A 25,535-nucleotide genomic window follows, 5' to 3' on the forward strand; every position below is an offset into this window, starting at 1 on the left:
AACTCATGCTCGGGGCGGCCATGACCGCCCGCCTATTGACTCTTGAGACCGATCAGCGCCGCCGCGAACTCCTCGGGATCGAACGGCGCGAGATCGTCGATCTGTTCGCCAACACCAATGGCATGGATCGGCAGTCCGAACTTGTCGGCCAGCGACACGAGGATACCGCCCTTGGCGGTGCCGTCCAGCTTGGTCATCACAAGCCCCGACACATCCGCGAGCTTCTGGAAGGTTTCGACCTGGCTCACCGCGTTCTGCCCCGTCGTGGCATCCAGCACCAACAGCGTGTTATGCGGCGCGTTCTCGTCTTTCTTGCGGATCACCCGCACGATCTTGGCAAGCTCTTCCATCAGGTCCTGACGGTTCTGCAACCGGCCCGCCGTGTCGATCATCAACAGATCCGCCCCGTCTTCCTGCGCCTTGGTCATCGCATCAAAGGCAAGGCTCGCGGGATCCGATCCTTCTGGCGCGGTCAGAACCGGCACACCGGCACGTTCGCCCCAGACCTGCAGCTGTTCAACCGCCGCCGCACGAAAGGTATCGCCTGCCGCGATCACAACCGATTTCCCCGCCGCGCGGAACTGGCTGGCCAGCTTGCCAATAGTCGTAGTCTTGCCCGCCCCGTTCACGCCCACCACCAGCACCACCTGCGGCGTAGTGGGATAAAGCGGCATCGGACGCGCCACCGGCTCCATGATGCGCGACACTTCCTGCGCCAGAAGCCGCTTGATCTCTTCGGTCGACAGGCGTTTGCCAAAGCGACCCTCCGCAATGTTCGCCGTCACCCGAAGCGCTGTATCCACACCCATGTCCGAGGCGATCAACAGTTCTTCCAACTGCTCCAGCATGTCATCGTCCAGCACCCGCTTGACCACCGGCGCGGAACCGCCCCGTCCGGTCAGACGCGCCAGAATACCCGGCTTCGGCGCGGCAGGCTCCGAAGCTGCAACAGGCTCCGGCATAACGTCCGGCTCGGGAGTTACCTCGGACACACCTTCCGATGCGGGCTCAGGGTCGGCGACAGGTTCGTCCTCGACAGCCGGCTCCGGCGCGGTCTCAACAATACCCTCTTCCACGGCCTCATCGGCCGCAACTTCCTCGCCACCTTCTTCGATGATAGCATCCAGCCCCTCTTCCAGTTTCGAAGAGGATTTGAAGAGACGGGTTTTCAGTTTGTTGAAAAAGGACATGAGAGCTCGCTTGAATGACAAGCTACCTTTAGCTAATCGGAAATGCAGTGAAAAGGGGGGCAACCGCGCACCCCGTCATATTGCGGAGCGCAAGTTAGGAGGACAAAGTGATTGATCGTGAAACACGGGCACTGAGCCGCGACGAACACACTACCGATCAATCCGGACTGTCCGCGCCCTTCGGATCTCACGCCCCCAGCGCCATCCAGCGCTTCCTGATCGGCCTGACCCGCAACACCATCCTAAGCCGCGGCAAGCTGCGTTACCGCATGAGCCTCTTGACCTACCGCTTCGGCAAACCCCTCGACATTCGCCGCTTTGGCGCCTGTTTCCGCATCGGCCTGCATTCCAACCTGATCGACTACGGCCTGCTGATGCAGCCGACCTACAATAAAACCGAGATCGACTTTCTCACCGCCAACTTGGGAGACGGTAAAGTAGCCATCGACATCGGCTCCAACATCGGCCTTTACAGCCAGCCAATGGCCCTAACCGGTGCGCGCACCATTTCAATCGACGCCAACAAGGCAATGGTCGACACGCTGAACTTCAACGCCAATGCCACCGGCCTCAAGACCATTGATGTGATCCACGCAGCAGTGGGCGATACCGACGGCATGGCCAGCCTGCGCATCCATGCCGATGACGTGGCCATCGTGAATGTGGTGGAAGACGCAGAAGGCGACGTGCCGATCCGTCGCCTCGACCGTATTCTGGCGGAACAGGGCATCACTCGCGTGGACTCGCTCAAGATCGATGTGGAAGGCCACGAGGATCTCGCGCTCGCCCCCTTCCTGGAAACCGCCGAGGGTGACATGATCCCCGACCGCATCGTGATCGAACGCGTCGGCCCCGACGACTACCCGGCCTGTACTGCCGCGTTTGAACGGCTGGGCTATAAATGCGTTGGCCGCACCCGCATCAACTCACTCTATCAGCGCGACGTGGAATAAACCGCCATCAGAACAGCGGCGTTTGCCAACCTGCCCCGACAAGGATGATAAACTGCCCGCCCGCATACAGCAGCCAGAGCGCCACCGCCGCCGGCACCTGCCAGCGCGACTGTTCATCCATGCGGAACAGCTGGATCGACAGGATCGTATCCGAGGCGAGAAAGGCAAAGGCCCCCAGCGTCGCAAGAAGCATCCCCGGCAGCCCCAGCGCCAGCAGGCCCATGACCGCAATCAGCACCACGTAAACCCGCACCGGCCAGCGCATATCGTCGGTGTGCGGCGCAAGCCACCACTCTGTCGAGAGGGCAAACAGGATCACCAGCACCGGAAGCATCGGCACCTCGAAAGCGCCGGTAATCCCCCCGGCCAGCCCCCAGAAATGCAGGATATAGAGAACATGGGCCAGGGCAAAGGCCACCAGCCCCACGAGAAACGGCCTCTCGCCATCCCGCGACAGGGCAATATCGCCAACGGCAGACATGAACAAAGCCCCCACGACAAAGGGATTGGCAAAGCTCACCAACCCTGCCCCGGCAAAGGACAAGAGCGGCACCGATTTGACCACGGTCTTGGCCACCGACGGCCCGCGATAGCAAAAGACCGCTGCATAGATCAGGGCCGCAAGACAGCCCAGCACCAACAAACCAAAACGCGTCGACTGACGCAGTGCAATCTCTTCCATCAGGGTCATAGGCAGTCCTCCTTGCGCTGACCTTAGACAAGCGCGCCCGTCAATGTCTCCCGTTACATGGCGGAACCCCCGCCAGCCACGAGATTCGACGCTCCACACCCAAGTTTTCCTTGGGGTGTCACCTCCCTGTCGGGTAAATGTCGGGGGCCTGTCGTGGCGTGGCGACACACGGATTTGCGATAAGCGGTTTAGAACAGAAGGAATATTGCACGTGATTGTACGAAAGCTTCGCTTGGACAAGGGCCTCTCGCAGGAACAACTTGCCGAAATGTCCGGGATCAGCACCCGCACGCTCCAGCGCATCGAACGCGGAGCAAACGCAAGCCCGGAGACCCTCAAGTGCATCGCCGCTGTTCTGGAAACCGATTTTTCAGACCTCCGAAAGGAACAGGACATGCCTATTGAACAAAGCGCCCCCATTCTTCCCGACCTCGCAACCGAAGAGCGCGAGGCCATGGAATACGTACGCGACATCAAATCCTTCTACATGCACGCGGCCACCTACGGCGCCGTCATGGTTCTTCTGCTGATCATCAACCTTGCCACAAGCCCCGGGTATTTCTGGGCGATCTGGCCGATGCTGGGCTGGGGTATTGGTGTCGCCGCCCACGGCCTCAGCGTTTTCGAAGTTGTCGACCTCTTCGGCCGCGACTGGGAAAAACGCCAGATCGAAAAGCGTATGCGCCGCTAAGGCCTACCCCTTCCAAGGAATTGAAATCATGGACCTTCTTCAAGGCATCGCATCCGGTGCCCCGCTCTGGGTATGGCCGCTGTTCATCGGCCTCGTGCTACTGGGCCTGCAATCCACCCGCACGCGCAACGTGTCCCGCGCGATGTTCTACGGCCTGCCCTTTCTCGGGTTGATCACCCTCAACAGTATGGCCCGCCTGCCCAACCCCGGCTTCGTCTGGCCCTGCTTCATGTTCGGCTTCCTCGCCGGGGCCTATATCGCCCATGGCCTACAATCCCGCTGGCTGCTCGGGCGCAACGGCACCCGCCTCAGGGTGTCCGGCGAATGGTTCACCTTTGCTGTCCTGATGGTGATGTTCTGGGCCAATTTCGCGGCGGGCACCCTGCGCGCCGTGGCACCGGCAGCCTATGGCAGCCCCGAATTCCTCGCCCCCTTCACCCTCGTGATCGCCTTTGCTTCCGGCAGCTTCCTCGGTCGCTCGATCCGCGCCCTGCGCTTCAAAGGGTCCCTGCAATAACAAAACGCCCCGCACGATCAGCGGGGCGCTTTTCAATCTGGTTTTGACCGGCCTCAGATCTCGTCGGCAAAGTGCTTCATGGTCAGACGGATCGGGTTCGGCGCCGCCTGCCCCAGACCACAGATCGAGGCATCCACCATGGCCGTGCTCAGCTCTTCCAGAAGACCGATGTCCCACTTGTCCTGGCTCATCAGCTTCACGGCCTTTTCACACCCCACGCGGCAAGGCGTACACTGGCCACAGCTTTCGTCCTCGAAGAAACGCAGCATGTTCAGCGCCGCCTGTTTCGCGCTGTCCTTGTCCGACAGAACCACCACGGCGGCAGACCCGATAAAGGTGCCGTGCGGTTGCAGGGTGTCAAAGTCCAGAGGGATGTCATTCATCGAGGCGGGCAGCAGGCCCGACGACGGACCACCCGGCTGATAGGCCTTGAAGGCGTGGCCATCAAGCATGCCACCGCAGGCCTCGATGATATCGGTGATGGTCGAACCGGCCGGCAGAAGATGCACGCCGGGGTTCTTGACGCGACCCGAGACCGAATAGCTGCGCAGACCGGTGCGGCCGTTCTTTTCAACCGAGTTCAGACACTCCGGCCCCTCGCGGTTGATCTTGCAGACCCAATACAGGGTCTCGACGTTGTGCACGAGGGTCGGGCGACCAAAGATACCCACCTGCGCCACGAAGGGCGGACGGTGACGCGGCTCGCCACGCTTGCCTTCGATCGACTCGATCATCGCGCTTTCTTCGCCGCAGATATAGGCCCCCGCACCACGGCGCAGATCGATGTAACCGGCCTCGACGATTCCTGCCGCTTCCAGCGCAGCAATTTCACGGCGCAGGATTTCCAGAACAGCCGGATATTCGTCACGCATGTAGATGAACGCCTTTTCGGCCTCCACCGCCCAGGCCGCCATCAGCATACCCTCAAGGAAGATATGCGGCGTGCGCTCGAGATAGTAACGGTCCTTGAAGGTCCCCGGTTCGCCCTCGTCGCCATTCACGGCAAGATAACGCGGGCCTTCATTGGCACGCACGAAACCCCACTTGGTGCCCGACGGGAAACCCGCACCACCCAGACCGCGCAGACCGGCCTCTTTCAACTTTGCCTGAACCGCTTCCCAGTCGCCGTTGGCGCGCAGGTCCTTCAGAATCGCATAACCACCCTCGGCCTCATAGGCCGCGAAATCCTCGTAGTCGGGGATATGCGCGTGGGTGTCATCCGCCGCAATCGCCGCCTGCACCTTCTCGGGGGTGGCATGGTCGATGTGGTTGTGACCGATTTCCAGCACCGGCGCGGTATCGCAACGGCCCATGCAGGGCGCACGCACAACGCGCACCTCCGACGGGTCCAGCCCGTCTTCCAGCGCCTTCTGCAACTGTTCGGCACCCGCCAGCTCGCACGACAGCGAATCGCAGACCCGGATGGTCAGCGACGGCGGCGGGGTTTCCCCCTCTTTCACCACGTCGAAATGGGCATAGAACGAAGCAACTTCGTAAACTTCTGCCTGACCGATGCGCAGCTCTTCCGCCACAGCGCGCATATGCGCAGCCGACAAATGGCCATATTCATCCTGAATCAGGTGCAGGAACTCGATCAGCAGATCGCGGGTGCGCGGGCGATCACCCAGCAGCGCCAGCACCTCTGCATGTGCGGTATCATCAAGCTGACGTCCTTTCGGGGTTTTGCGCCCCTTGCCTTTGCCTGACTTCCAGATGCCTTTCTTGGACTCGTCCAATGCCATTGCGGCCCCCTTGAGCTTGGTATTGGCGGCACACTAGCGTTTTCCGCGTCCCACAGGCGTGGTCAAAAACGACATGCAGGCGACTGTATGCGTTCGTATATCCCAAAGCCTCTCGTTACGGCTCCGGATTGTATCCCTTACCGGACTATGCGCTAATATGTGAAACCCGCCGAATTCAAGGAAAGCGTCGCGATGATCTGGTTTACCGTGGCAACACTTCTGCCCGTTGCCCTCCTTGCCCTCGCGGGCCTTGCAGGCGGCCTCTGGTGCCTTTTGGCCCTCCTGTACCTCACCGCCTTTACCTACCTGATGGACCGCATCGTTCAGGGCGCGGTTGCCCGACGCGGTGCCGATGGCGAGTTTCCGGTAGGCGAACCCCTCGCGATCACTCTCGGCCTTGCCCATATCTGCCTGATATTCATCGCAATCTTCGCCATCGGCGGCAACAGCGGCCTGGGCGCGGGCGAACGGATCGCCTGTTTCATCGCCTTCGGGCTCTTCTTCGGACAGGTCAGCAACGCCAATGCGCACGAGTTGATTCACAAACAGGCCCGCTGGCCCCGCCGTCTTGGCAAACTGGTCTACATCTCGCTGCTGTTCGGCCACCACGCCTCGGCTCACCCCCGCGTTCACCACGTCTGGGTCGCCAGCGACATGGACCCCAACAGCCCGCGCCCCCGTGAGAGCTTCTACCATTTCTGGCCGCGTGCCTGGATCGGCTCCTTCCTCAAAGGCCTTGCCGCCGAAAACGCCCTGCGTCGCCGTCGCCCCAAGCCTCTGTCAGACCACCCCTACGTCGCCTATGTCGGTGGCGGCCTGATGATGCTCTGGCTGATGACAACGCTCTTCGGCCTAACAGGCCTTGTCGCCTACCTCTGCCTCTGTACGTACGCGACAATGCAGCTTCTGGTCTCGGACTACGTGCAACACTACGGATTGCGCCGGACCCGTGGCGCGGACGGCCGTCTCGAACCCGTCGGCCCCCAGCACAGCTGGAACGCGCCCCAGTTCTATTCCTCGGCCCTGATGCTGAATGCCCCGCGCCACTCGGACCACCACATGCACCCGCTGCGCACCTACCCGTCCCTCGCCCTCGACCACGCCACCATGCCGATCCTGCCCCGCTCCCTGCCCCTGATGGGCGCCCTTGCCCTCTGGCCCCGCATGTGGCGCCGCGTGATGGACCCCAGGGTGGCAAGTTTGAACCTCAACAGGAGCTGAGCGCCGCTTGTCAGACCGGGTTCCCGATCACGCCTTCATGCGCGTGTTTGAAGGGTCAAATGGCGGCTCATCGAGGATTTTCGCTGGGCGCGTGCGCCCAAGGATCTCAACCGAAAGCCCTTCGCGAGCGCTGCGATCACGAAGATAGGCCAGTGCAAGCGTCTTGCCGGTACGATGTCCAAAGGCCGCGGAGGTAACGATACCAACGACAGCATCCCCCTGCACGACACAGTGCGCGTAATAGGGATCGACATCGCCACCTTCGATCTCCAACAAGACCATATCCCACCTGTCCTCTGCCAACATACGATCTGCTAATGCGGCTTTGCCGACAAACTCGTGATCCATCTTGATCAGGAACCCGGCACCGGTTTCCGCGGGCGTCCGTTCGGTTGTGAAGTCACTGCCCCAGGCGCGATACCCTTTTTCCAGCCGCATCGCATTCATGGCATAGGCCCCGAAGAGGGCCAATCCGTGCGGCTTTCCGGCCGTTTCCAGTGCAAGAAAAACTTCCTCAAGGTGATTGGCTGGCACGTGTAACTCCCATCCCAACTCGCCAACATATGACACACGCAAAGCCCGCACAGGACAACCAGCGATGTCGATCTCACGAACCGAGAGCCTGGAGAAATCGGCTCCTAGTTCGCCTGTGGTGAGTTGCCCCAGAACAGCCCGCGACCGCGGCCCCATCAAGCTCAGGACGCCAAAGCTCTCGGTCACATTCGAAATCTTCACGTCAAACCCGGTCGACCGTTCAGCCAGCAGGTCCCCATCCATTTCCTCTGCAGCCGCCGCGCTGGTCAGGTAGAAATGGTTCTCCGCCAGCGCCGTCACGGTAAATTCTGATTGCGTACCACCATCTGGCGTCAGCGCGTATGTCAAGCATATGCGGCCAGGTTTCGGCGCAAAGTTGGTACCAACATAGTCAACAAAGGCGCGGGCGTCCGAGCCTGTCACCTCGAATTTCGAAAACACTGACATGTCTGCAAGACCAACGCCGTTGGTCACCGCCCCGCATTCTCTCGCGACCGGCTCGAACCAGTTGGAGCGGCGGAAAGTCGGCACCGCTTCGTCGCCGTTTTTGTCGCTGAACCAATTGGGACGCTCCCAGCCATGAGCCGCCCCCATGACCGCCCCGCGCTCAAGCAGAAGATCGTGGATCGGCGACAGTCGTTTGCCACGCGCCGCTGGGCGCTCTTCATGCGGATAGTGCACGCCGAACTGAAGACCGAAACACTCAATTGCCTTCTCAACACGATAGTCCCGGTCCGCCCATGCCCCGAAGCGCCGGCTGTCGATGGCCAAGGCGTCCATAGGCGGAGCTCCGTTGGTCATCCAATGCGCCAGGAACCAGCCTGCGCCGCCGCCTTCCATCACGCCCATGGAGGACCCGGTCAGCAACCAGGCGTTTGGCAGCCCATGCGCCGGCCCGATCAGTGGGTTGGCATCAGGTGTGAATGTGATGGGGCCATTGACAACGGATTTGATCCCACTTGTTTCCAATGCCGGAATGCGCGCCATCGCCATCATGATGATGTCCTCGACCCTGTCGAGATCCGGTGGCATCAGGTTAGCCCCGAAGTCCGGAGGGCACCCGTCAATTGACCAGGGCTGCGCATCCTTTTCGTATGGCCCGAGGATCAGGCCGTCGCGCTCTTGACGCACATACCAGCTTTCCTCGGGATCACGGATCATTGGCAGTTCGGGCAATCCCTTTGCAATTCGATCAGAGACCGCCTGAACCGTGTCGGTAACAAGATACTGGTGCAACACCGGCACAGACGGAATGTTCAACCCCATCATGTGGCCGATTTCCCATCCCCAGGTGCCAGCGGCATTTACAATATGCTTTGCGTGGATCCTGGTCTTTTGCGTTTCCACGACCCACAGCCCTCCCTCACGACGGATGCTGGTCACCGGATTGTATCGAAGAACGGTCGCCCCTCTCGCTCGCGCGACCTTGGCCATTGCGTTGGTCGCCAACGAGGGATCAACGTGGCCATCGTCAGGCTCGTAAATTCCCCCCAACAACCCTTCGGTACGCGCAAGGGGATGCAGACGCTCAATATCGTAGGGCGTCAACAGCTCGAGATTATAGCCCGTGAACCGTGAAAGCCCCGCAACATGAGCAAACTCGTCCATGCGATCCGGGTTGGACGTGATGCGCATGGCGCCCGAACGATGAAAACCACAGGTGTCACCTGTCTCTTCGGGAAGAATGTCGCGGTAAAGCCGGACCGAAGTCGCGCGAAGTTCCTGGATGGTGGGATTGTGGGCAAAGTGCGTACACAGACCCGCCGCGTGCCACGTCGAACCATGTGTCAGGTCGTTCTTTTCCGTCAGGACAACATCAGACCACCCCACCTTCGCCAGGTGGTACATCAGAGACACACCCATGGCGCCGCCGCCTATGATCAGAACCTGAGCGTTCGTCGTGCTCATCCGCGCATCCTTTCGCCTGTTGGATCAAACGGGGGGCGCACCAGGACATGTGCTGCGTACCGAACGCCCGCAATTTCTATTTCGAATTTTCGTTTCTGCGTCACGGCCAGCTTTTCCCCCGGTGAAACCCGGATCATCCCAAGGGCAAGCGTCATGCCCGTGCGCACCCCACGCGCGCCGCTGGTTGTCATGCCGACAACGCGTCCATCTTCCCAGATGGGCTCGTCGTGCAGCACAAGCGGATGTTCTGGCAGGTCGAACATCGCCTGTTTGATGGACACGCCCTCGACTCTTTGCTGTTCCAGCGCCTCTTTGCCAAGAAAGCTCTTCGACCAGTCGACGGCGAAACCTAGTCCTGCCTCAAGTGGCGTCATCTCGGGGCCAAGATCATGCCCCCAGTGCTTGAAGCCTTTTTCGATGCGGCAACCGTCCAGGGCAAAATGACCGAGAGGTCTCGCGCCGCCTTTGTAAAGAGCATCAAAAACAGGCCCTGCCCTGTCCGCATCAATAGATAACTCCCATCCCAACTCACCTACAAAGCTAACGCGCGTTGCGACCAGCCTTTGATCGGCAACGGTAACGGGTTTGAAAGACGAAAACGGGAAGTCATCCCAATCATCCGGGGACAGGGACTTGAGCAAGTCGCGCGCCCCCTGCCCCATTACGCCCAACACCACTTCACTCTCGGTGACGTCGACTATTGCCACTCGCCGCCCGCTCGCATGGCGCCGAAGCCACGCCCGGTCCTTCGTGCGGGTGGCCGCACCGCTCGTTACGCGAAAAGCGTCCTCAGCCACGCGTGCAATGGTCACATCAGCTTCAATACCGCCCTTTGCATTGGTCAAGGGCGTATATACGGAACGGCCTACGGCCACATCCAAATTTGCGGTCGCCAGATATTGCAGCATGTCCAGCGCATCCGGCCCCTGCACGTCAAATTTGCCAAAGGGCGACAGATCAACAAGTGCGGCCCCGAATCGCATGATGTCTGCTTCGCGCACGGCAATCGGATACCAAGGCTGATCACCAACGGAGTAAGGCAGGTTGGTTTCGCTACCATCTTTCGCGTACCACAGCCCCCGCTCCCACCCCGCAGTCAGGCCGAACTGCGCCCCTGCTCTTTTCCAGCGTTCATGCAATGCCGACTTGCGAAGGCCACGACCGGACTTTGGCTGTTTGAACGGCCAATGTAGCGAGAACGCATCGCTGACCGCTTCTTCCATGCGGGTCTCCATGTGCTCCTTGCACGCGGTTCTTGGATCGACACGCGCGATGTCCACTTCCCACAAATCCATCGGCGGTTGCCCATCCACCATCCAATCTGCCAGGACACGTCCAATTCCCGCCGAAGACATCACGCCGACCGAGTTCATGCCGGCGGCAACGTAAAGGTTGTCCACCTCGGGTGTTTGCCCGATCAGGGGCTTGGTATCCGCCGTAAAGCTCTCCGGGCCGTTCATGAAATATTGGATACCGGCGGTTTCCAACTCGGGAACCAACGCAAGAGCCGCCTCCATGAACGGCATGAATTGGTCCCAATCTTCCGGCATCTCTAGAAAGGGACGATCCCCTTCGGGCCCAAAGGCATCCCAGCATTTGGCGTTAGGCTCGAAACCTCCAAAAACCAGCTTCCCGGCATCCCCTTTGACGTAGATGCCACGATCCAGATCGCGCAAAATGGGATAGGGATTTGGCAGGCCCGCCATGGGTTCGGTGACCACATACATATGCTCGACGGCTTGAAGCGGTAAGGCGACACCAGCTTCATCGGCCAGCTTCTTGGACCACGCCCCCGCACATAAAGCGACTTGATCCGCAAGGATTTCAGTCCCGTCTGCCAGACACACACCTTTGCAAACACTGCTTTCGACAAGCAAAGAGCTGACGCTGGTATTCTCCCGGATCTCTGCCCCCTTCGCACACGCGGCTCGCGCATATGCCATGCAAAGATCGACCGGGTTCACGTTCGCGTCTTCTTCGACCCTGAGCGCACCAACAACCCCGGTCAGGTCCAATCCGGGAACATCAATCTGATTGGCTGTGACAATAGAAGGTGTCAGCCCAAAGTGTCGCCCCAGAGCGGCAATCCGGTACAACTCGTCCATCCTCGCATCTTCCCGCGCCAGCCAGTATCCGCCGGTCTTGCGATAGCCGGTGCCCAATCCTGTCTCATCTTCGAGCCGCGGAAACAGCTCTCCCGCATACATTGCAAGCTTGGTCATATTGGACGTTGCACGCAAAGGTCCTACGATCCCGGCTGCATGCCAACTTGTGCCACTCGTCAGTTTGTTGCGATCAAGCAAAGTTACATGCGCTCGCCCTGCCAGATGATAGGCCAGACTCAGGCCAATTGCCCCTCCACCAATGATCAGAATACGCTTCATGTCATCTCGAGCCCTTGTGCTAACGAGGTTTTACGGGCGGCCGCGCAATTGGTCCCGCCCCCTTCTATGGCTTGTCACTCCGCCTTGGACGAAGCAAGTTGGGAGTCAGAGCATAAGAAAGACTAATGATTAGTAGAACGAAATGAAAAGAAGCCAATCTGAACACGATGTTAACCTGTTGCGAGCACTGGAAGTTTTCATGGCCGTGTCGGACTCTCGGCATGTGACCGGAGCTGCGGTTGCTCTCGGAATGACGCAATCTGCCGTGTCCCAGCAAATCAAGAAGCTGGAATGGTCGCTGGACGCCACATTGTTCGATAGGACAAGGCGACCACTCGAACTGACCCACGCGGGAGAAATCCTTAAACGACGGGCATTTCGCATTCTCAACGAGGTCGAAGATCTGCGATCAGACATGCGGCATGTCCAGTCGAACTCGCTACCAATCCTGCGGATTGCAATGCTGGCATCGATTGCCACCACCCTCACCACGGGATTGCTGGATATGTCTCGCGAAGAGCTGCATATCCCCGAACTGAGCCTTGCCGCTGGCCTTGCAACGGATCACCAGACCGCCCTCAACACCAAGAGCACAGATATTGCCATTACATCGGACCCGCAATTCGACTTGACGGACTACGAAGTCATACCCGTGTTGGAAGAAGCTTTTTACCTAGTTCTTCCAGGCTCTTACAACGGACCTACCAATGACATTCAAGCCATCTCTCAACACCTTTCTTTCGTCAGGTTCAGCGCAGACGCACCAGTCGGACGCCGTACAGATCAGCACCTGCAACGCTGCCGAATCGATCTTCCCAGAACCATGGACGCCGACCGTGCATCCATGGTCGTGGCAGGCGTCACCACCGGAAAGTGCTTTGCCATCCTGACGCCCAGTCTTCTTATCGACGCCATTGCCGAGGGCATGGACTTGCGTGTTGAACCGCTGCCAATCACAGGCTTCAAACGCTCGATCGTGGCGATCTACCGTCCCGGAAATCTTGAGGACATTCCCCGCATGATTGCGGAAAAAAGCCAGGAACTGCTGCGCCAGAGCTTCGAAAAACTACTTCCTAATCTGGCTGCAGACGTTATTTATCACTCCTAATCGACTTTATTAGTACTTCTTATGGCGCCTGTTTTTCCTGTCACCGCGCCCTTTTCCTTGCCATGTCTTTCTTGAAGCGACTGGTCAGGAGGTTTCAGCGTGGCAAGAACAACCAGACGAGCAGGACGCAAGGAGCGTATGGCGGCAAGAACTGCAAAGGCCAATCTTGCAGCGCCGTTCACCCTACGAAAAATCGCAAGTGTTAGCGTCATTGACGACGAATCGATTGCCATTGTCGAGCGCAACGCCGACCGGATTCTTGACGAAATCGGAATGGAATTCAGAGGTGATCCCGACACCATAGAGCTGTTCAAAGCACATGGTGCCCGCGTGGATGGAGAGCGCGTTCGCTTTGATCCCGGTTGGTGTCGAGACAAGATCAAGACGGCACCATCAATCTTCACCCAGCACGCCCGCAACAGCAGCAAGGCCATCCAAATCGGCGGGAACGCACAGGTCTATGCGCCGAGTTTCGGGCCACCCTTCGTCCACGACATGGAACACGGTCGGCGGTATGCCACGTTGGAAGACTTCCGAAACATCACGAAGCTTCACCACCAGCTTGGAGCCATCAATCACTCAGGCGGGGTTGTCGTCGAGCCCGTCGATGTGCCCGTGGAACTGCGACACCTGCACATGGCCCACACGCATCTGACCATGAACGACAAGCCCTTCATGGGCGCCGTAACCGCCCCCGAACGCGCACGCGACACGATCGAGATGTGCAAGATCGCAATGGGATCTCGGTTCGTTGAGGAAAACTGTGTGCTCTATTCCGTGGTCAACACGAACGCCCCTCTGGTGATGGATGAAACCATGCTCTGGGCGCTCAAGGAATACGCTCAGGCAGGGCAGTGCACCGTGGTGTCCCCATTTGTTCTGGGAGGGGCAATGTCGCCCGTTTCCGTCGCAGCGACACTGGCCCAGGTTCTGGCCGAAGTCATGGCCTCGGTCGCCCTGATCCAGCTCATCCGCCCCGGCGCACCGGCAGCCTTCGGCACATTTTTTTCGCCGATCTCACTAAAAACCGGCGCACCTACCTTCGGCACGCCCGAAGGCACCTTGTTCCAGATGTGCGCCAAAACACTTGCTGACCGCCTTGGCCTGCCGTTCCACTCTGTCGGAGGTCTGACTGCCGCGAAAGTCCCGGATGCTCAGGCGGGGTATGAAAGCCAGGCGCAATTAATGGGCGCGACACTGGCTGGCGTGAACTTTATCATACATGCCACCGGCTGCCTCGAAGGGCTTCTCACCACAGGCTACGAAAAGATCGTGATGGATGCCGACCGGTGCTCGGCCTTGCAAAGGTTCACTCAGGGCGTTGATTTTTCGGAAACCGCGCAGGCCATGGACGCCTTTGCAGAGGTCAACCCCGGCGGGCATTTCCTGGGGGCACAACACACACAAGACAATTTCGAAACCGCCTTTTGGATGGGCGAAATGTCAGACAACGGCACTTTCGAGCAGTGGCAGGCCGAAGGCGCGTCTTGGACACATGAACGCGCAACCGCGCGCGTGAAAGACCTGATCGAAAACTACGAACCACCCGAAATGGACATTGAAGTACGCGAAGCTTTGGACGCGTTCGTTGAGCGCCGGAGCCAGGAGATCACAGGAGAAAGACCATGACCCCTCACACCGACTGGACGCTCAAAGAAACGGCCGCGCGCCGCGATAATTTTTATGCCGCCTCACAACGCAAGTTCGTTCCGTTCAAGGATCCACTGGTCTTCAAAAAGGGATCTATGCAGTACCTTTGGGATGCCGAAGGCAAGAAATACACCGACCTCCTTGGCATGAACGTGTGCATTTCTGTGGGGCACAGCCACCCCAAGGTCGTTGCTGCCGCAATGGAACAAGCGCGAGAACTCACTCACTGCACGACGATGTTCTACCATCCCGTGCCCGCGCATTTCGCAGAAGAACTGGCGGCAACGATGCCCAACCCGACTGGCGACATAGAGTGGGTCGTACATTTCACCAACTCTGGCTCCGAAGCCATTGACCTCGCCATGACCATGGCCCGCAGTTTTACGGGCAACCTTGACCTCCTGGCTCTGAGGTCGGCCTACCACGGGCCAACCGCCGCAGCCCAGTCCATCACCGGTATCTCCGGCTGGCGTCATCCCGGCATGCCCGGAAACGTGGCCTTTGTCCCTGAGCCGAACCAATATCGCGGTATCTTTGGCCAAAATGCGGGAGCTCAGCCGTATCTGGACGAGATCGAACGCACGATACACGCAGCCACATCCGGCAAGGTCGCGGGCATCTTTATCGAAAGCGTTCAGGGCTACGGCGGCATCGTTGAAATGCCCAAGGGCTACATGACCGGTGCCGCAGAACGTGTTCGTGCGGCGGGCGGGTTGCTTATTGCCGACGAAGTTCAGGCAGGCTTTGGCCGGACTGGCGATCACATGTGGGGTTTCGAGGCCGATGGCGTCATTCCCGACATCGTCGTCATGGCCAAAGGTATCGGCAATGGCTTCCCGCTGGGCGCCGTCGTCGCCCGCAAACACATTGCTGCGCCGATGGCCGACAAGTTCATGTTTCACACCTACGGAGCGAACCCGACAAGCTGTGCAGCAGGCCGCGCGGTGTTGGAAGTGATCCGCGAAGACAAGGTTCAGGAAAACGCCCGTACGGTAGGGGCGGCATTGCTCGAACGTCTGCACAGACTAAAAGAAAAGCATGATGCTATAGGCGATGTCCGAGGCCGCGGTTTGATGCTGGCGATCGAGATGGTCAAGGATCACAAGACCAAGGAACCCGATCCGCAGACGACCGCTGCAGTATTCGAAGCCACACGTAGCAGTGGGATTATCCTGTCAAAATCCGGTGCCTACCAATCCTGCTTGCGAATGGTGCCGCCAATGTGCCTGTCACTAGAAGATGTTGACCGGGTTCATGGCGGCTTGGATCACGCATTTTCTTCTCTCAAGAAGGCCTGAACCAGCACACCTCAAGACCAAGAGCTCCTAATACAGGACGCTCTTTGTGATCCGGAGGTCCCGCCCGATGATTTTGTACAAGGGTTCGGCTCTTTCTTGCCGCGCTGCACTGCCGTTTGGCGCAAATCATTCACGCGTGCCCAAGGAAATCGTGCGTTGCCTGAGAAAATCGAGCAACCCTCTTGGATTGCCCGCCCATTTCGCCAGTTCATCTTTCGCAATCGGCTCTCCCACGAAGGGACGCTGGGGTTTGTCCAGGGCATGACGCACTTCGTAAAGAAGCAATCCCTGGCGCAGTGTGGCCGAAACGTTGCTCGCGATCTGGTAGGCGCGGCTGTTGCTTCCCGGAAAGCGGATCGGCACAACGGTGGCACCGGAGCGCTGGATAATCTTGGCCGTAAAGGGGTTCCAGTCGCGTTCTACTGCCTCTCCCCACCAGCCATCCGACGAGGCGACAACGCCGGATGGAAACAGCGCAATCACACCATCCCGGGACAGGTGTTCCATCGCCCTGCGTCGCATTTCAAGGCTCAGCTTCAGCGCATCCGGCTCATGATCGAAGGGGACCGGGATCATGAACTGATCGATTTCCACCACCCCTGTCAGCAGCGAGCGCGTGAGAATTTTATAGTCGGTGCGAACCTTTCCAATCAGCTCGGCAAGTATCATCCCATCCACCAGGCCATGCGGGTGGTTGGCGACGATGACCACGGGCCCCTCGGCAGGTATCCGGCGAATTTCCTCCATCGGGGTCAGTAGCTCAATCCCCATCACCCCCAGCGCCTGCGCCCAGAATGCCTGCCCGACAGGCACCCCCATGGCTTCGAACCGACGTATGCGCCGCAACAAGTGGTACTTGCTTGTCGCCAGTTCGATGGCCTGGATCATCCACCGCTGAACCGGGTTTCGGAACGTAGATGCGTAAGACAAGCGGCGGCGGTCATACGGCTGGTCAGTCAGGCTTGCACCGTCACCCTGACCGATCAACAGACGTGTCGCCTTGTGCTGATCCGCCTGTTTGCTCCCCGGCCCCTTTGGTTTCTGAACCATCCTCTTCGTCAACGAATGATCATCACCGAACAAGGGGCGCGACGGGAAATCCGTGAAGCCGTCGAACCAAGGAAGTAATCCTGAACACCCGGTTTATGCGAGCCGACAATAATCATATCAACCTCGTGCTGGCGGGCATATTCTGAGACCTTCAGCCCCGGTTTACCGGTTACGACCTCGGTGCCGATGTCCTCTGCCCCGCCTGCAATTTTGTCCAGATGCGCCTTGATACGCGCCGTGAGGTGGTTCTCGGGCTTCGACGGAACGAGCTCGGCAACAAACCCGGGTATATCCTCCAGCACCGTGAGAAGCGTGATCTTTCCACCTTCGTCCAAAAGCCGGCGCGCGGCCGCGATTTTGTTGACGACAACGCCTTCATGGTCAAGCGCTACCGGGATCAGAATGTGTTTGTGCATGGTCACGTCCTCTCTTGTTTCAGGTGGCAGCTGTTGGCCTCGTCCCGGGAGCATGATTTTTTACGACAAGTCTGCAACTGCACTCAAATCGTCGCCTATTGCCGTTTTTGAAAACGGGGCGGCACCATTACGCCGCCCCGTTTGGATCAAGCGCTGCGATACAGTTTGGTCATCGAGAATTCGCGGTGACCAAGCGCTTCCGCAGCGGTGTTCCGGCCATTGGCCGTGCGGCGGATCATCTCGATCAGCGCATCGCCGGCTTCGTCGATGGTCTGCTCACGACGAAGGATGCCGGACACATCAATGTCCACGTGCTCCCCCATGGTGCGCACGGTCCGCGGGTTCGCCGTGATCTTGATCACGGGGACAATCGGGTTGCCCACCACGTTGCCCTGACCGGTCGGGAAGGTGTGGATCACGGCCCCACCTGCCGCCATCAGGGTCACACACTCGGCAGCAGCCGATGAACTGTCCATGAAGTAAAGCCCCGCACCCGATCCCGGAGCCTCGGCCGCGTCCAGAATGTCGATGTAGCGCGACGTCCGGCCGATTTTTTCGAGATTGCCAAGGGCCTTCTCTTCAATCGTGGTCAGGCCGCCTTCGATATTGCCTTTCGTCGGCTGCGAGTCCGACAAGTCGTCGGTCTGATGCGCAAAGATCACGTCATCCTGATAGGCTTTCCACATCTTGTACCAGCGCTCACCAACCTCCTCGTTGATCGCACGCTTCTGGCAAATATGCTCCGCGCCGGTGATTTCCGACGTCTCGCCAAAGAACCCCGTGATGCCTTCGGGCAAAAGCTTGTCGTACATGTTGCCAACGGTCGGACATGACCCAAGACCGGTGGTCGTGTCGGACTCACCGCATTTCGTCGATATCCACAACTCGTTCAGCCCACACTCTTCACGTTGGTATTCCGACGTCAGATGCACGAACTCCTTCGCTGCCCAACTGGCCTGGCGGATGGTTTCAAAATCCCCCTTCTGCTCGATCGAGAACTCGGCGACCGGTTTGCCGGTTTCGCGAATGCCGTCGGCGATACGCTTGGTCCATCCGGGCTCAATACCGATCACCACCACGGCCGCCACATTGGGGTTCGCGCCTGTGCCGATCATGGTCCGGAAATGCAGCTCCAGATCGGCACCGAATTGCAGGCGACCATAGGCATGCGGAAGGGCAAGCGTGCCTTTGACATTATTTGCCACGGCCTCGCAGGCGGCGTTGGAAATGTCGTCCACCGGCAAGATTATCACGTGGTTACGAACGCCAACGCGGCCATTTTCACGACGGTAGGCATGCACGGACATGTTTTTGAAATCGAGTGCCATGAAATGAGCTCCTTACCAGCGCTTCGTTTTGCAGTTGTGGGTATGAACGTGGGCGCCCTTGGGGATGTCGGCGATGATCTTGCCGATGTCCTCGCCGTACTTGATCGCGGTGTCGCCATTCTTGAAGTCCTTCAGGGCAATCTTGTGGCCAATCGGGACATCGGCACCTGACGTCAGACGGAACGTCGAATTGTCATGCGTCACGCAAACCAACATGTCGGTGCCGGCCGTCAGGCCCTCGACCACGACCACGCCAACGTTATCGGCATGTTCGTGGACGAGAAGGTGTGGAATTTCAGCCATTTGTAGTCTCCTCAGGCGTCAGGTTTTAGAATGATTTTCGGTGCGGCGACCCGGCCGTTCAGAATGTCCTGAAAGGCATGTGCGCCATCTGACAGGGGGCGGCTCTCCACCCAGTCAAGCGGCCCCAAGCGCCCGTCGAACATGGCTTGGGCCGTATCGCGAAAGTCTTGTGCGCTGTAGGTGTAGGTGCCGATAAAGGTGATTTCCTGAAGCGTCATGCGGCGCACATCCAGCCCACCAGTATCCTCGCCCAGACCGATATGCAGCATCACCCCGCCGGGCTTGACCGCAGCCGAGGCCGCCGCCCGTGTCGCGGCAAAGCCGACAGCATCAACAACGAGCGGGAATTCGCCCTCTATCTCCGTGGCAACCTGCAATCCGCAGGTCCGCGCGAGGTAGTCGCGCCGGCTCTCGTTTCTTTCGATGATGACCACGTCTTCAAAGCCCATCGCGGACAGCGACAAGGCAGAGGCCACGCCTATGGCCCCTCCCCCAATGACCAGCCCGCGACGGGGTTCCGCGCCATGAAGCGCCTCGTCCCCAAGCCGCGCCGCGTGCCAACCAACCGCGATAGGTTCGGCAAGCGCCGCCTTTTCCAGGGAAACATCATCCGGCACCGTCACGAGGTTGACTTCGGGTATGCGCACAAGGTCTGCAAACGCCCCCTCACGTGGGGGCATCGAAATGATCTGCCGCGAGGCGCACAGGTTTTCCCGCCCGGACGTACAGGCGTCGCAGGTACCGCAGGTGACCAGCGGATTGATCGTCACGCGGTCGCCATCACGCGGCCCACCAACAATTGTCCCGGCAGCCTCGTGCCCAAGGATCAACGGAGCCGGCCGGCGGTTGTCGTGCCCAAGAAAGGCATGCATGTCCGAGCCGCAAATCCCAACGCTGTCCACCCGGACAAGGGCCTCTCCGAACTGCGGCGTGGGATCCTGCGTGTCTTCGTACGACAGCGATTGCACATTCGTGTAGACAAGAGCCTTCATTTCGCCGTGAACCCCCCATCCAGCATCAGGATCTGACCGGTCACGTATCGCGAGGCATCCGAGCACAGGAACAGCAGTGGCCCGTCCAGATCTTCGGCCTCGCCATTGCGCCCGATACATGTTTGCGCCGCATTGCGGGCGGCTCTCTCCGGATCGGCAAAAACCGATGCGGTCAGTTCCGTCTCGAAAAAGCCGGGCGCAATGGCATTCACCATGATGCCGGAAGACGACCACGCTTCGGCCATGGCCCGCGTCATCTGGGCCACGCCCCCTTTGGACGCGCCATAGGGCAGGCCGTTTGGAAACGCACGAAACGATTGAAGGGACGCAAAGTTGACGATCCGCCCCCAACCGCTTTTTTTCATCGCCGGAACGAAGGCCTGGCTCAGGAAAAAGGGCGCCGACAGATTGACGGCAAGGGTGGCGCTCCAGACATCGGGCGTCAGGTCTTCTGCCGGAAGCCGGGGATTGAGCCCGGCCGCATGAACAATAATATCGGGCGCACCGAACGGAGCGGCGAGCTGCCGCGCGAGATCGTCGACCATATCAAGGTTGGCGACATCCCCGGCGACAACGGCGGCATTGTCTCCGATCCCGTTGGCCCAATCTTCCAACGCATCGCCACGCCGCGCGACGCCAACCACCTTGGCCCCAGACCTGGCCAGAATGGTGGCGGCGCGTTGCCCAAGGCCGGAACTGGCACCGGTCACGACGGCCACCCGACCGTCTATGTTGAACAGGTTGGATGCGGGCAACGGTTCAGCCTTCCGCCGTCAGGGTGAATTCTTCATCCGGAAAATACTTCTTCAGGCGAATATCGGCCGTGCGCGCATGACCTTCCATTCCCTCAAGCCGGGCAATCCGTGCCGTCGCCTCGGCGACAGGCTTGGAACCTTCGCGTGTCGCCCGCTGCCAGGTCACGATCTTCATGTACTTGTGCACACTCAGGCCCCCGGTATAGCTGGCCGCGCCAGAGGTCGGCAGAACGTGGTTCGTACCTGCCGCCTTGTCGCCAAAGGCAACCGTTGTTTCCTCACCAAGGAACAGCGATCCATAGCAGCTCAGACGATCCAGCCACCAATCCAGATCCTCGGCCTGAACGGTCAGGTGTTCGGGCGCATAGGCATCAGACGTCGCCGCCATTTCTTCCCGGTCGGGGCATAGAATGACCTCCGCATAGTCGCGCCAGGCCGCGGTGGCATTGTCGCGGTTCACCTCGGGAAGATCGTCGATCAGCGTCGGCACTAGGCGCATGACCTCTTCGGCCAAGGCCCGATCATCCGTGACCAGCCATACCGGCGAGTTGTAGCCATGCTCTGCCTGACCAACGAGATCGGCGGCAACCACCATCGGATCGGCTGTCTTGTCGGCAAGGATCAGACTGTCGGTCGGCCCGGCGATCATGTCGATACCGACCCGCCCAAACAGCATCCGCTTGGCCTCGGCGACGAACTGGTTGCCCGGGCCAACCAGGATATTTGCCTTGGGCAGCCCGAACAGACCAAAGGTCATGGCCGCAACACCCTGAACACCGCCCATGGCCATGATCTTATCCGCGCCGCACACGTGCGCCGCATAGATGATGGCGGGGGCAATACCCACGCCCGGACGCGGCGGGGAACAGGCCACGATATGCTTACACCCGGCCACTTTTGCGGTCGTGACGGTCATGATCGCACTGGCGATGTGGCTGTACCGCCCCCCCGGAACATAGCAGCCAGCCGCATCCACCGGGATCGCCTTCTGCCCCGCGATAAAGCCCGGCACGACCTCGGTTTCAAAGTCCTTCACCGTGTTCAGCTGCGCCTCGGCAAATTTCTTGACGTTGGCATGGCTGAACTGGATGTCCTGCTTGAGCTTCTCGGGCACCAGCGCCGAAGCCGCCTCAACGGCCTCGGGCGACAACAGGATTTCACCATCATAGTTGTCAAACTTGCTGGCATATTCCATGGCCGCCGCATCACCGCCCGCCTCGATCTCATCAAGAATTTCGCGCACAATCTTCTTGGTTTCCGAGGCATCGCTCTTCGAGGTCAGCGTGGCTTTTTTGAGATATTCTCTCGGCATTGATTGCTTCCTATTTATAAATATCTGGCAGAAGAACGGTTGAGATCGTTGGCACGTAGGCGATGAACAGCGTGACAATCAGCATGAACAGGACGAACGGGATGGCGCGGTAGGCGATCTTCAGGATCGACTCCCCGGTAATCCCCGCGACAACGAAAAGGTTCAGACCCAACGGCGGTGTGATGAAGCCCACACCAAGGGCCGTGATCATCATGATGCAGAACTGAATCTCGTTCATGCCGATGTCATCAGCCAATGGCTTGAGGATCGGCGCAAGGATCACGATGTTCGGCGTGGTTTCCATCACGCAACCCGCCGCGATCAGGATGCCCACCATCATCAGGATCAACACCAGCGGCTCATCACTTACCGAAGTCGCAGCAGCCACGAAGCCCTGGGGAACCCCAATGATGGCCAGCGCCTCCGCCAGGGGGGCCGAAAAGGCGATGATCGGAAGGATAACCCCGTTCACCTTGGCCGAACTGACCAGCATCGCCGGAAAGTCGCTCAGGCTCAGGGTCCGCAGGACAAAGCCCATGATGATCGTCACCACAACGGCCGTGGCCCCCGCTTCGGTCGGCGTCAGACGCCCCGAAAAGATGCCATAGAAGATGATGCCCGGCACAAGAAAGGCATACCACCCAGATTTCAGGGCCTTAACAAGACGCGAGAAATACTCGGACATGCTGATGTTGCCGCCACCTTCCCAGCCCTTGAGCCGGTTCATGATGATATTGGTGGCAAGAATGGACAGCAGGATCGCGATGCCCGGGATCAGGGCCGCAAGGAACAGGGTCGAGGCTGAAATACCCAGCACGAGACCAATGATGATATAGGCAATCGACGGCGGGATCAGGATACCGGTACAGGCACCGGCCGCCACAAGCGCACAGGCATAGGGCCGCGGATAGCCGGACTCGACCAGCCGGTCGATGGTCATGCGGCCAACAGCAGCCGCCCCCGCGGCATCCGAGCCCGAAATCGCGGCGAACATCCCGCACACCAACACTGTGGCCGAACCAAAGCCACCTTTGGCGAATTGCGTGAGCGCCTCGGCGACATCAAGGAATTTCCTACTCAACCCGGTGCGCACAAGAACGTCACCCGTCAGGATAAACAGAGGGACCGCAGTCAAAGCGAAGAAATCGATACCGGAGAACAGTTTCTCGCCAACAAGGCTGAGCGGCAGAGCCCCGGACCAGACCAGCATCAAGATCGCGGCAGAGCCGATGGCGGCCCACACAGGCACGGCCAATGCAACCAGCACGACAAAAAGAAGGACCGGACCGTAAAAGTCCCAACCAAGGACAACGGTTTGCTCAAGTTGGTTCCAAAGCATGACCTATCTCCTCAATCGAAAAGTTTGTCGCCTTCGTAGACGGGTCGACCCGCACGAAGGTCCGCGACATCGCGGAGAATGGATTGAAAGAGGCGAAGCAGAACGAGGGCAAAACCGACCGGAACCGCCATCAAGAACCAGACCCGGCTGATGCGAAGCCCGTCCGTAACGGAACCGAATTTTGCAGAAACGTGAACCGTTTCAAACGAATAGTAGAGCGCAACCACCGACACCGCGACCATCACCAGATCACCGAAGAGGTAAAGCAGCGCCTTCAGACGCGGGCTGACGTAATGCATGATGACATCGATACGGATATGGCCGCGCTCGCGCACCGCCGCCGCAGCACCGATCCAGGCAAGATAGATGAACGAGTACCGGACAATCTCTTCACCCCAGATCGAAGAGTAGGACAACAGCTCGCGCCGGAGAACTTCGATGAACATCGTCGCCACCAGCATCGTGTAGAACACAAGCAGCAACCACCGCTCTGCATTCCGGTTCAGTTCTTGCAGTATCCGTTGCATGCAATCCTCCCGTGAACCAGCGCGTGAAGGGCAGCTGGCAGCCGGATTTCCAAGGTATCGTCAGGTGGTCGGGGCGGCGCAAAACAGTCCGCCGCCCCAGTAACGCGTCAGGCCGTATCAGGCGTCATGGACATAGTAGCGCCCCTTGGTCCCCGCCGCTTCTTCAAGCTTGGCAAAGGTATCCATGGAGCCGGCCAGCTCGACCTTGAACTCGTCCCATTCCGAACGCTGGTATCCGCCAGCCGCCTGCCATTCCGCCAGCTGATCGTCGCTGAGGCTATGGAACTCCACACCCGCCTTGCGCAGTTCTGCCATGGCATAGGTGCGCGCCGAGGGAACCTTGGACAGGTTCTGATGCGACGTCAGTTCGCCCGCGAACTCGATACCGTCCTGAACATCCGACGGCAGCGAATTGAACCATTCCAGGTTCATGGAATAGATCTGGCTGTCCGGCACCGCCTGGGTAAAGGTCACGTGGCTCAGGATATCCTTGAAGCCGAACACGAACAGGGCGCCCACCGACGGGTCCAGTGCGTCCGCCACGCCCTGCTTGATCGCAGACGGGGTTTCGCCCCAGGCCACCGGCGTCGGGTTGGCCCCGACCATGCGGTAGTATTGTTGCAGCATCTTCGACCCGGGCACGCGGAACTTGATCCCCGACATATCACCCGGCGTGATCACCGCATTCCCGCCCTTGCGCACGGCCACGACCCGCGGGTCGATGTTGATATAGAAAAGCGCCTTGAACCCGGCCGCCTCGATCTTGGGATGCACTTCCGACTTCCACGCATCCGAGGTCACGAGGTTCGTGAAACGTTGATTCGACCCGCAGAAGTAAGGCATGTTGATCAGGTCTGCGGCACTGGCATAGGGCGCAAAGTTCGAAAGCGAATGCTGCGCACACTGGATGGTGCCGGCCTGTACCGCCTGAACCAGGGCACCACCCGCCCCCAACTGACCACCGGGCGCCAATTTTACATAGACTTTGCCGTTGGTTGCATTCTGGATGTTCTCTTTCAGATCCAGCTGCATGATGGGATAGCTGCGTGTCGCACCCAGAACATAGGCAGTTGCAAGCGTCATCGTGTACTCCGCTGCGCTCTCGCGTTCACGTTCCTCCTTCGCAGTCTGCGCCGCCGCTTCGGTCGACCACAGCGTGCCAGCCGCACCGGCCACAAGCGCCGCGGTAAAGCTGCCGCTTCCTGCCAGCTTCAAGAAGTTTCGACGTGACGCCGAAGCCAGTTCTTGCTTTTCACGATCCATTTTTTCCTCCCTATGGGTCATGTAAGTTCTTGATTTATTGATTATCTGTCTTGTCTTTCGCCTCTTTGTTCAGGGTGATGACAACGAACGAAAGAGATGCCGCAAACAGCAGCAGCATCTCTCCAACGTCCCCGAGGAATTGGCCGTACCCAAAAGCGCCAGCCACCACGTTGATCAAGAATGCAAGAAACAACGCACCGGATGCGAATTTAAGCATTTCACCCCCCTCTCCCTTCGATTCGAGGTAACTGTAAGCGCTTACATATTGCAATGCAAGCGCTTACATTTTAGCCTGAACAATACACCGGTTGACCCCGCCAGACGAAGGGCGCAAAGGGTATTGCAAGGCTGCATATGTGCAAA

The 25,535-nt window shown here is 59.3% G+C and carries 23 protein-coding genes; 7 read left to right on the forward strand and 16 right to left on the reverse strand.

Going from position 1 to position 25,535, the window contains the following annotated elements; genetic code table 11:
• Positions 1 to 32: 32 nt before the first annotated feature.
• The gene (gene ftsY / locus NNA36_RS14995; protein WP_255108473.1) at positions 33 to 1,190 is read right to left on the reverse strand and encodes a signal recognition particle-docking protein FtsY; all 1,158 of its coding nucleotides are present in this window, start codon (positions 1,188 to 1,190) and stop codon (positions 33 to 35) included.
• 107 nt (positions 1,191 to 1,297) lie between these two features.
• Here ftsY and NNA36_RS15000 point away from each other — a divergent pair, with 107 nt between their 5' ends.
• Complete coding sequence (locus tag NNA36_RS15000; RefSeq protein ID WP_255108475.1) at positions 1,298 to 2,143, forward strand: FkbM family methyltransferase; 846 nt, start codon at positions 1,298 to 1,300, stop codon at positions 2,141 to 2,143.
• Positions 2,144 to 2,150: 7 nt separating this feature from the next.
• On the opposite strand, the gene NNA36_RS15005 is transcribed toward NNA36_RS15000, so the two are convergent.
• Positions 2,151 to 2,834 (reverse strand): lysoplasmalogenase, encoded by a 684-nt coding sequence (locus NNA36_RS15005; RefSeq protein WP_255108477.1) that lies wholly within the window; start codon positions 2,832 to 2,834, stop codon positions 2,151 to 2,153.
• A 211-nt stretch (positions 2,835 to 3,045) separates the two neighbouring features.
• Between NNA36_RS15005 and NNA36_RS15010 the strand changes: the two genes are divergently transcribed.
• Both NNA36_RS15010 and NNA36_RS15015 read left to right on the forward strand, forming a co-directional pair.
• Entirely contained in the window at positions 3,046 to 3,525 is a 480-nt protein-coding gene (locus tag NNA36_RS15010) for a helix-turn-helix domain-containing protein (RefSeq protein WP_255108479.1), read from the forward strand.
• 28 nt (positions 3,526 to 3,553) lie between these two features.
• Positions 3,554 to 4,042: a hypothetical protein gene (locus tag NNA36_RS15015; protein ID WP_255108481.1), complete on the forward strand. Its 489-nt coding sequence runs from the start codon at positions 3,554 to 3,556 to the stop codon at positions 4,040 to 4,042.
• A gap of 53 nt (positions 4,043 to 4,095) precedes the next feature.
• Here the strand turns inward: NNA36_RS15015 and NNA36_RS15020 are convergent, their stop codons facing one another.
• Complete coding sequence (locus tag NNA36_RS15020; protein WP_255108484.1) at positions 4,096 to 5,784, reverse strand: NAD(P)H-dependent oxidoreductase subunit E; 1,689 nt, start codon at positions 5,782 to 5,784, stop codon at positions 4,096 to 4,098.
• 192 nt (positions 5,785 to 5,976) lie between these two features.
• Between NNA36_RS15020 and NNA36_RS15025 the strand changes: the two genes are divergently transcribed.
• Positions 5,977 to 7,005 carry an alkane 1-monooxygenase gene (locus NNA36_RS15025; protein ID WP_255108486.1) on the forward strand — a complete coding sequence of 343 codons (1,029 nt, stop codon included), beginning with the start codon at positions 5,977 to 5,979 and terminating at the stop codon, positions 7,003 to 7,005.
• Between the two features lie 27 nt (positions 7,006 to 7,032).
• Here NNA36_RS15025 and NNA36_RS15030 read toward each other — a convergent pair whose 3' ends face one another.
• Together NNA36_RS15030 and NNA36_RS15035 are read right to left on the reverse strand one after the other, a co-directional pair.
• Positions 7,033 to 9,447: an FAD-dependent oxidoreductase gene (locus NNA36_RS15030; protein ID WP_255108488.1), complete on the reverse strand. Its 2,415-nt coding sequence runs from the start codon at positions 9,445 to 9,447 to the stop codon at positions 7,033 to 7,035.
• Positions 9,444 to 11,831 (reverse strand): FAD-dependent oxidoreductase, encoded by a 2,388-nt coding sequence (locus tag NNA36_RS15035; protein WP_255108490.1) that lies wholly within the window; start codon positions 11,829 to 11,831, stop codon positions 9,444 to 9,446. The genes NNA36_RS15030 and NNA36_RS15035 overlap by 4 nt, the downstream gene beginning before the upstream one ends.
• Positions 11,832 to 11,973: 142 nt before the next feature.
• On the opposite strand from NNA36_RS15035, the gene NNA36_RS15040 reads away from it, so the two are divergent.
• The 3 genes from NNA36_RS15040 to NNA36_RS15050 all read left to right on the forward strand — a co-directional run bounded on the left by NNA36_RS15040 (position 11,974) and on the right by NNA36_RS15050 (position 15,887).
• The gene (locus NNA36_RS15040; RefSeq protein ID WP_255108492.1) at positions 11,974 to 12,939 is read left to right on the forward strand and encodes a LysR family transcriptional regulator; all 966 of its coding nucleotides are present in this window, start codon (positions 11,974 to 11,976) and stop codon (positions 12,937 to 12,939) included.
• Positions 12,940 to 13,038: 99 nt separating this feature from the next.
• The gene (locus NNA36_RS15045) at positions 13,039 to 14,568 is read left to right on the forward strand and encodes a trimethylamine methyltransferase family protein (RefSeq protein WP_255108494.1); all 1,530 of its coding nucleotides are present in this window, start codon (positions 13,039 to 13,041) and stop codon (positions 14,566 to 14,568) included.
• Complete coding sequence (locus NNA36_RS15050; RefSeq protein WP_255108496.1) at positions 14,565 to 15,887, forward strand: aspartate aminotransferase family protein; 1,323 nt, start codon at positions 14,565 to 14,567, stop codon at positions 15,885 to 15,887. Before NNA36_RS15045 ends, NNA36_RS15050 begins: the two co-directional genes overlap by 4 nt.
• Before the next feature lie 126 nt (positions 15,888 to 16,013).
• Here the strand turns inward: NNA36_RS15050 and NNA36_RS15055 are convergent, their stop codons facing one another.
• From NNA36_RS15055 to NNA36_RS15105, 11 genes are all read right to left on the reverse strand, one after another.
• Positions 16,014 to 16,937: a lysophospholipid acyltransferase family protein gene (locus NNA36_RS15055; protein ID WP_255108498.1), complete on the reverse strand. Its 924-nt coding sequence runs from the start codon at positions 16,935 to 16,937 to the stop codon at positions 16,014 to 16,016.
• A gap of 8 nt (positions 16,938 to 16,945) precedes the next feature.
• Positions 16,946 to 17,353 carry a universal stress protein gene (locus NNA36_RS15060; RefSeq protein ID WP_255108500.1) on the reverse strand — a complete coding sequence of 136 codons (408 nt, stop codon included), beginning with the start codon at positions 17,351 to 17,353 and terminating at the stop codon, positions 16,946 to 16,948.
• A 146-nt stretch (positions 17,354 to 17,499) separates the two neighbouring features.
• On the reverse strand, positions 17,500 to 18,681 hold the full coding sequence (locus tag NNA36_RS15065) for a UxaA family hydrolase (RefSeq protein ID WP_255108502.1): 1,182 nt from the start codon (positions 18,679 to 18,681) through the stop codon (positions 17,500 to 17,502).
• 12 nt (positions 18,682 to 18,693) lie between these two features.
• Complete coding sequence (locus tag NNA36_RS15070; protein WP_255108504.1) at positions 18,694 to 18,984, reverse strand: UxaA family hydrolase; 291 nt, start codon at positions 18,982 to 18,984, stop codon at positions 18,694 to 18,696.
• An 11-nt stretch (positions 18,985 to 18,995) separates the two neighbouring features.
• Complete coding sequence (locus tag NNA36_RS15075; protein WP_255108506.1) at positions 18,996 to 19,976, reverse strand: zinc-binding dehydrogenase; 981 nt, start codon at positions 19,974 to 19,976, stop codon at positions 18,996 to 18,998.
• Positions 19,973 to 20,731, reverse strand: a complete 759-nt coding sequence (locus NNA36_RS15080) for an SDR family NAD(P)-dependent oxidoreductase (RefSeq protein WP_255108507.1) — start codon at positions 20,729 to 20,731, stop codon at positions 19,973 to 19,975. The genes NNA36_RS15075 and NNA36_RS15080 overlap by 4 nt, the downstream gene beginning before the upstream one ends.
• 4 nt (positions 20,732 to 20,735) lie before the next feature.
• A complete protein-coding gene (hisD, locus tag NNA36_RS15085) occupies positions 20,736 to 22,043 on the reverse strand; it encodes a histidinol dehydrogenase (protein ID WP_255108508.1) in 1,308 nt (435 codons plus the stop codon).
• 10 nt (positions 22,044 to 22,053) lie between these two features.
• Positions 22,054 to 23,382: a TRAP transporter large permease gene (locus NNA36_RS15090; RefSeq protein WP_255108510.1), complete on the reverse strand. Its 1,329-nt coding sequence runs from the start codon at positions 23,380 to 23,382 to the stop codon at positions 22,054 to 22,056.
• Positions 23,383 to 23,393: 11 nt separating this feature from the next.
• Positions 23,394 to 23,909, reverse strand: a complete 516-nt coding sequence (locus NNA36_RS15095) for a TRAP transporter small permease (protein ID WP_255108512.1) — start codon at positions 23,907 to 23,909, stop codon at positions 23,394 to 23,396.
• A gap of 117 nt (positions 23,910 to 24,026) precedes the next feature.
• Positions 24,027 to 25,172 carry a TRAP transporter substrate-binding protein gene (locus tag NNA36_RS15100; protein WP_255108514.1) on the reverse strand — a complete coding sequence of 382 codons (1,146 nt, stop codon included), beginning with the start codon at positions 25,170 to 25,172 and terminating at the stop codon, positions 24,027 to 24,029.
• A 34-nt stretch (positions 25,173 to 25,206) separates the two neighbouring features.
• Positions 25,207 to 25,389, reverse strand: coding sequence for a hypothetical protein (locus tag NNA36_RS15105; protein WP_255108516.1), 183 nt, complete (start codon positions 25,387 to 25,389; stop codon positions 25,207 to 25,209).
• Positions 25,390 to 25,535 lie beyond the last annotated feature (146 nt).

Origin of the sequence: Shimia sp. CNT1-13L.2, assembly GCF_024331145.1 — a bacterium.
In the GTDB taxonomy this organism is placed as follows: domain Bacteria; phylum Pseudomonadota; class Alphaproteobacteria; order Rhodobacterales; family Rhodobacteraceae; genus Shimia.

Coding starts and splice junctions, on each gene's coding strand:
- ftsY (WP_255108473.1), bottom strand. CDS start 1,190: ATGTCCTTTTTCAACAAACTGAAAACCCGTCTCTTCAAATCCTCTTCG.
- NNA36_RS15005 (WP_255108477.1), bottom strand. CDS start 2,834: ATGACCCTGATGGAAGAGATTGCACTGCGTCAGTCGACGCGTTTTGGT.
- NNA36_RS15015 (WP_255108481.1), top strand. CDS start 3,554: ATGGACCTTCTTCAAGGCATCGCATCCGGTGCCCCGCTCTGGGTATGG.
- NNA36_RS15020 (WP_255108484.1), bottom strand. CDS start 5,784: ATGGCATTGGACGAGTCCAAGAAAGGCATCTGGAAGTCAGGCAAAGGC.
- NNA36_RS15025 (WP_255108486.1), top strand. CDS start 5,977: ATGATCTGGTTTACCGTGGCAACACTTCTGCCCGTTGCCCTCCTTGCC.
- NNA36_RS15030 (WP_255108488.1), bottom strand. CDS start 9,447: ATGAGCACGACGAACGCTCAGGTTCTGATCATAGGCGGCGGCGCCATG.
- NNA36_RS15035 (WP_255108490.1), bottom strand. CDS start 11,831: ATGAAGCGTATTCTGATCATTGGTGGAGGGGCAATTGGCCTGAGTCTG.
- NNA36_RS15040 (WP_255108492.1), top strand. CDS start 11,974: ATGAAAAGAAGCCAATCTGAACACGATGTTAACCTGTTGCGAGCACTG.
- NNA36_RS15050 (WP_255108496.1), top strand. CDS start 14,565: ATGACCCCTCACACCGACTGGACGCTCAAAGAAACGGCCGCGCGCCGC.
- NNA36_RS15055 (WP_255108498.1), bottom strand. CDS start 16,937: ATGGTTCAGAAACCAAAGGGGCCGGGGAGCAAACAGGCGGATCAGCAC.
- NNA36_RS15060 (WP_255108500.1), bottom strand. CDS start 17,353: ATGCACAAACACATTCTGATCCCGGTAGCGCTTGACCATGAAGGCGTT.
- NNA36_RS15065 (WP_255108502.1), bottom strand. CDS start 18,681: ATGGCACTCGATTTCAAAAACATGTCCGTGCATGCCTACCGTCGTGAA.
- NNA36_RS15070 (WP_255108504.1), bottom strand. CDS start 18,984: ATGGCTGAAATTCCACACCTTCTCGTCCACGAACATGCCGATAACGTT.
- NNA36_RS15075 (WP_255108506.1), bottom strand. CDS start 19,976: ATGAAGGCTCTTGTCTACACGAATGTGCAATCGCTGTCGTACGAAGAC.
- hisD (WP_255108508.1), bottom strand. CDS start 22,043: ATGCCGAGAGAATATCTCAAAAAAGCCACGCTGACCTCGAAGAGCGAT.
- NNA36_RS15090 (WP_255108510.1), bottom strand. CDS start 23,382: ATGCTTTGGAACCAACTTGAGCAAACCGTTGTCCTTGGTTGGGACTTT.
- NNA36_RS15095 (WP_255108512.1), bottom strand. CDS start 23,909: ATGCAACGGATACTGCAAGAACTGAACCGGAATGCAGAGCGGTGGTTG.
- NNA36_RS15100 (WP_255108514.1), bottom strand. CDS start 25,172: ATGGATCGTGAAAAGCAAGAACTGGCTTCGGCGTCACGTCGAAACTTC.
- NNA36_RS15105 (WP_255108516.1), bottom strand. CDS start 25,389: ATGCTTAAATTCGCATCCGGTGCGTTGTTTCTTGCATTCTTGATCAAC.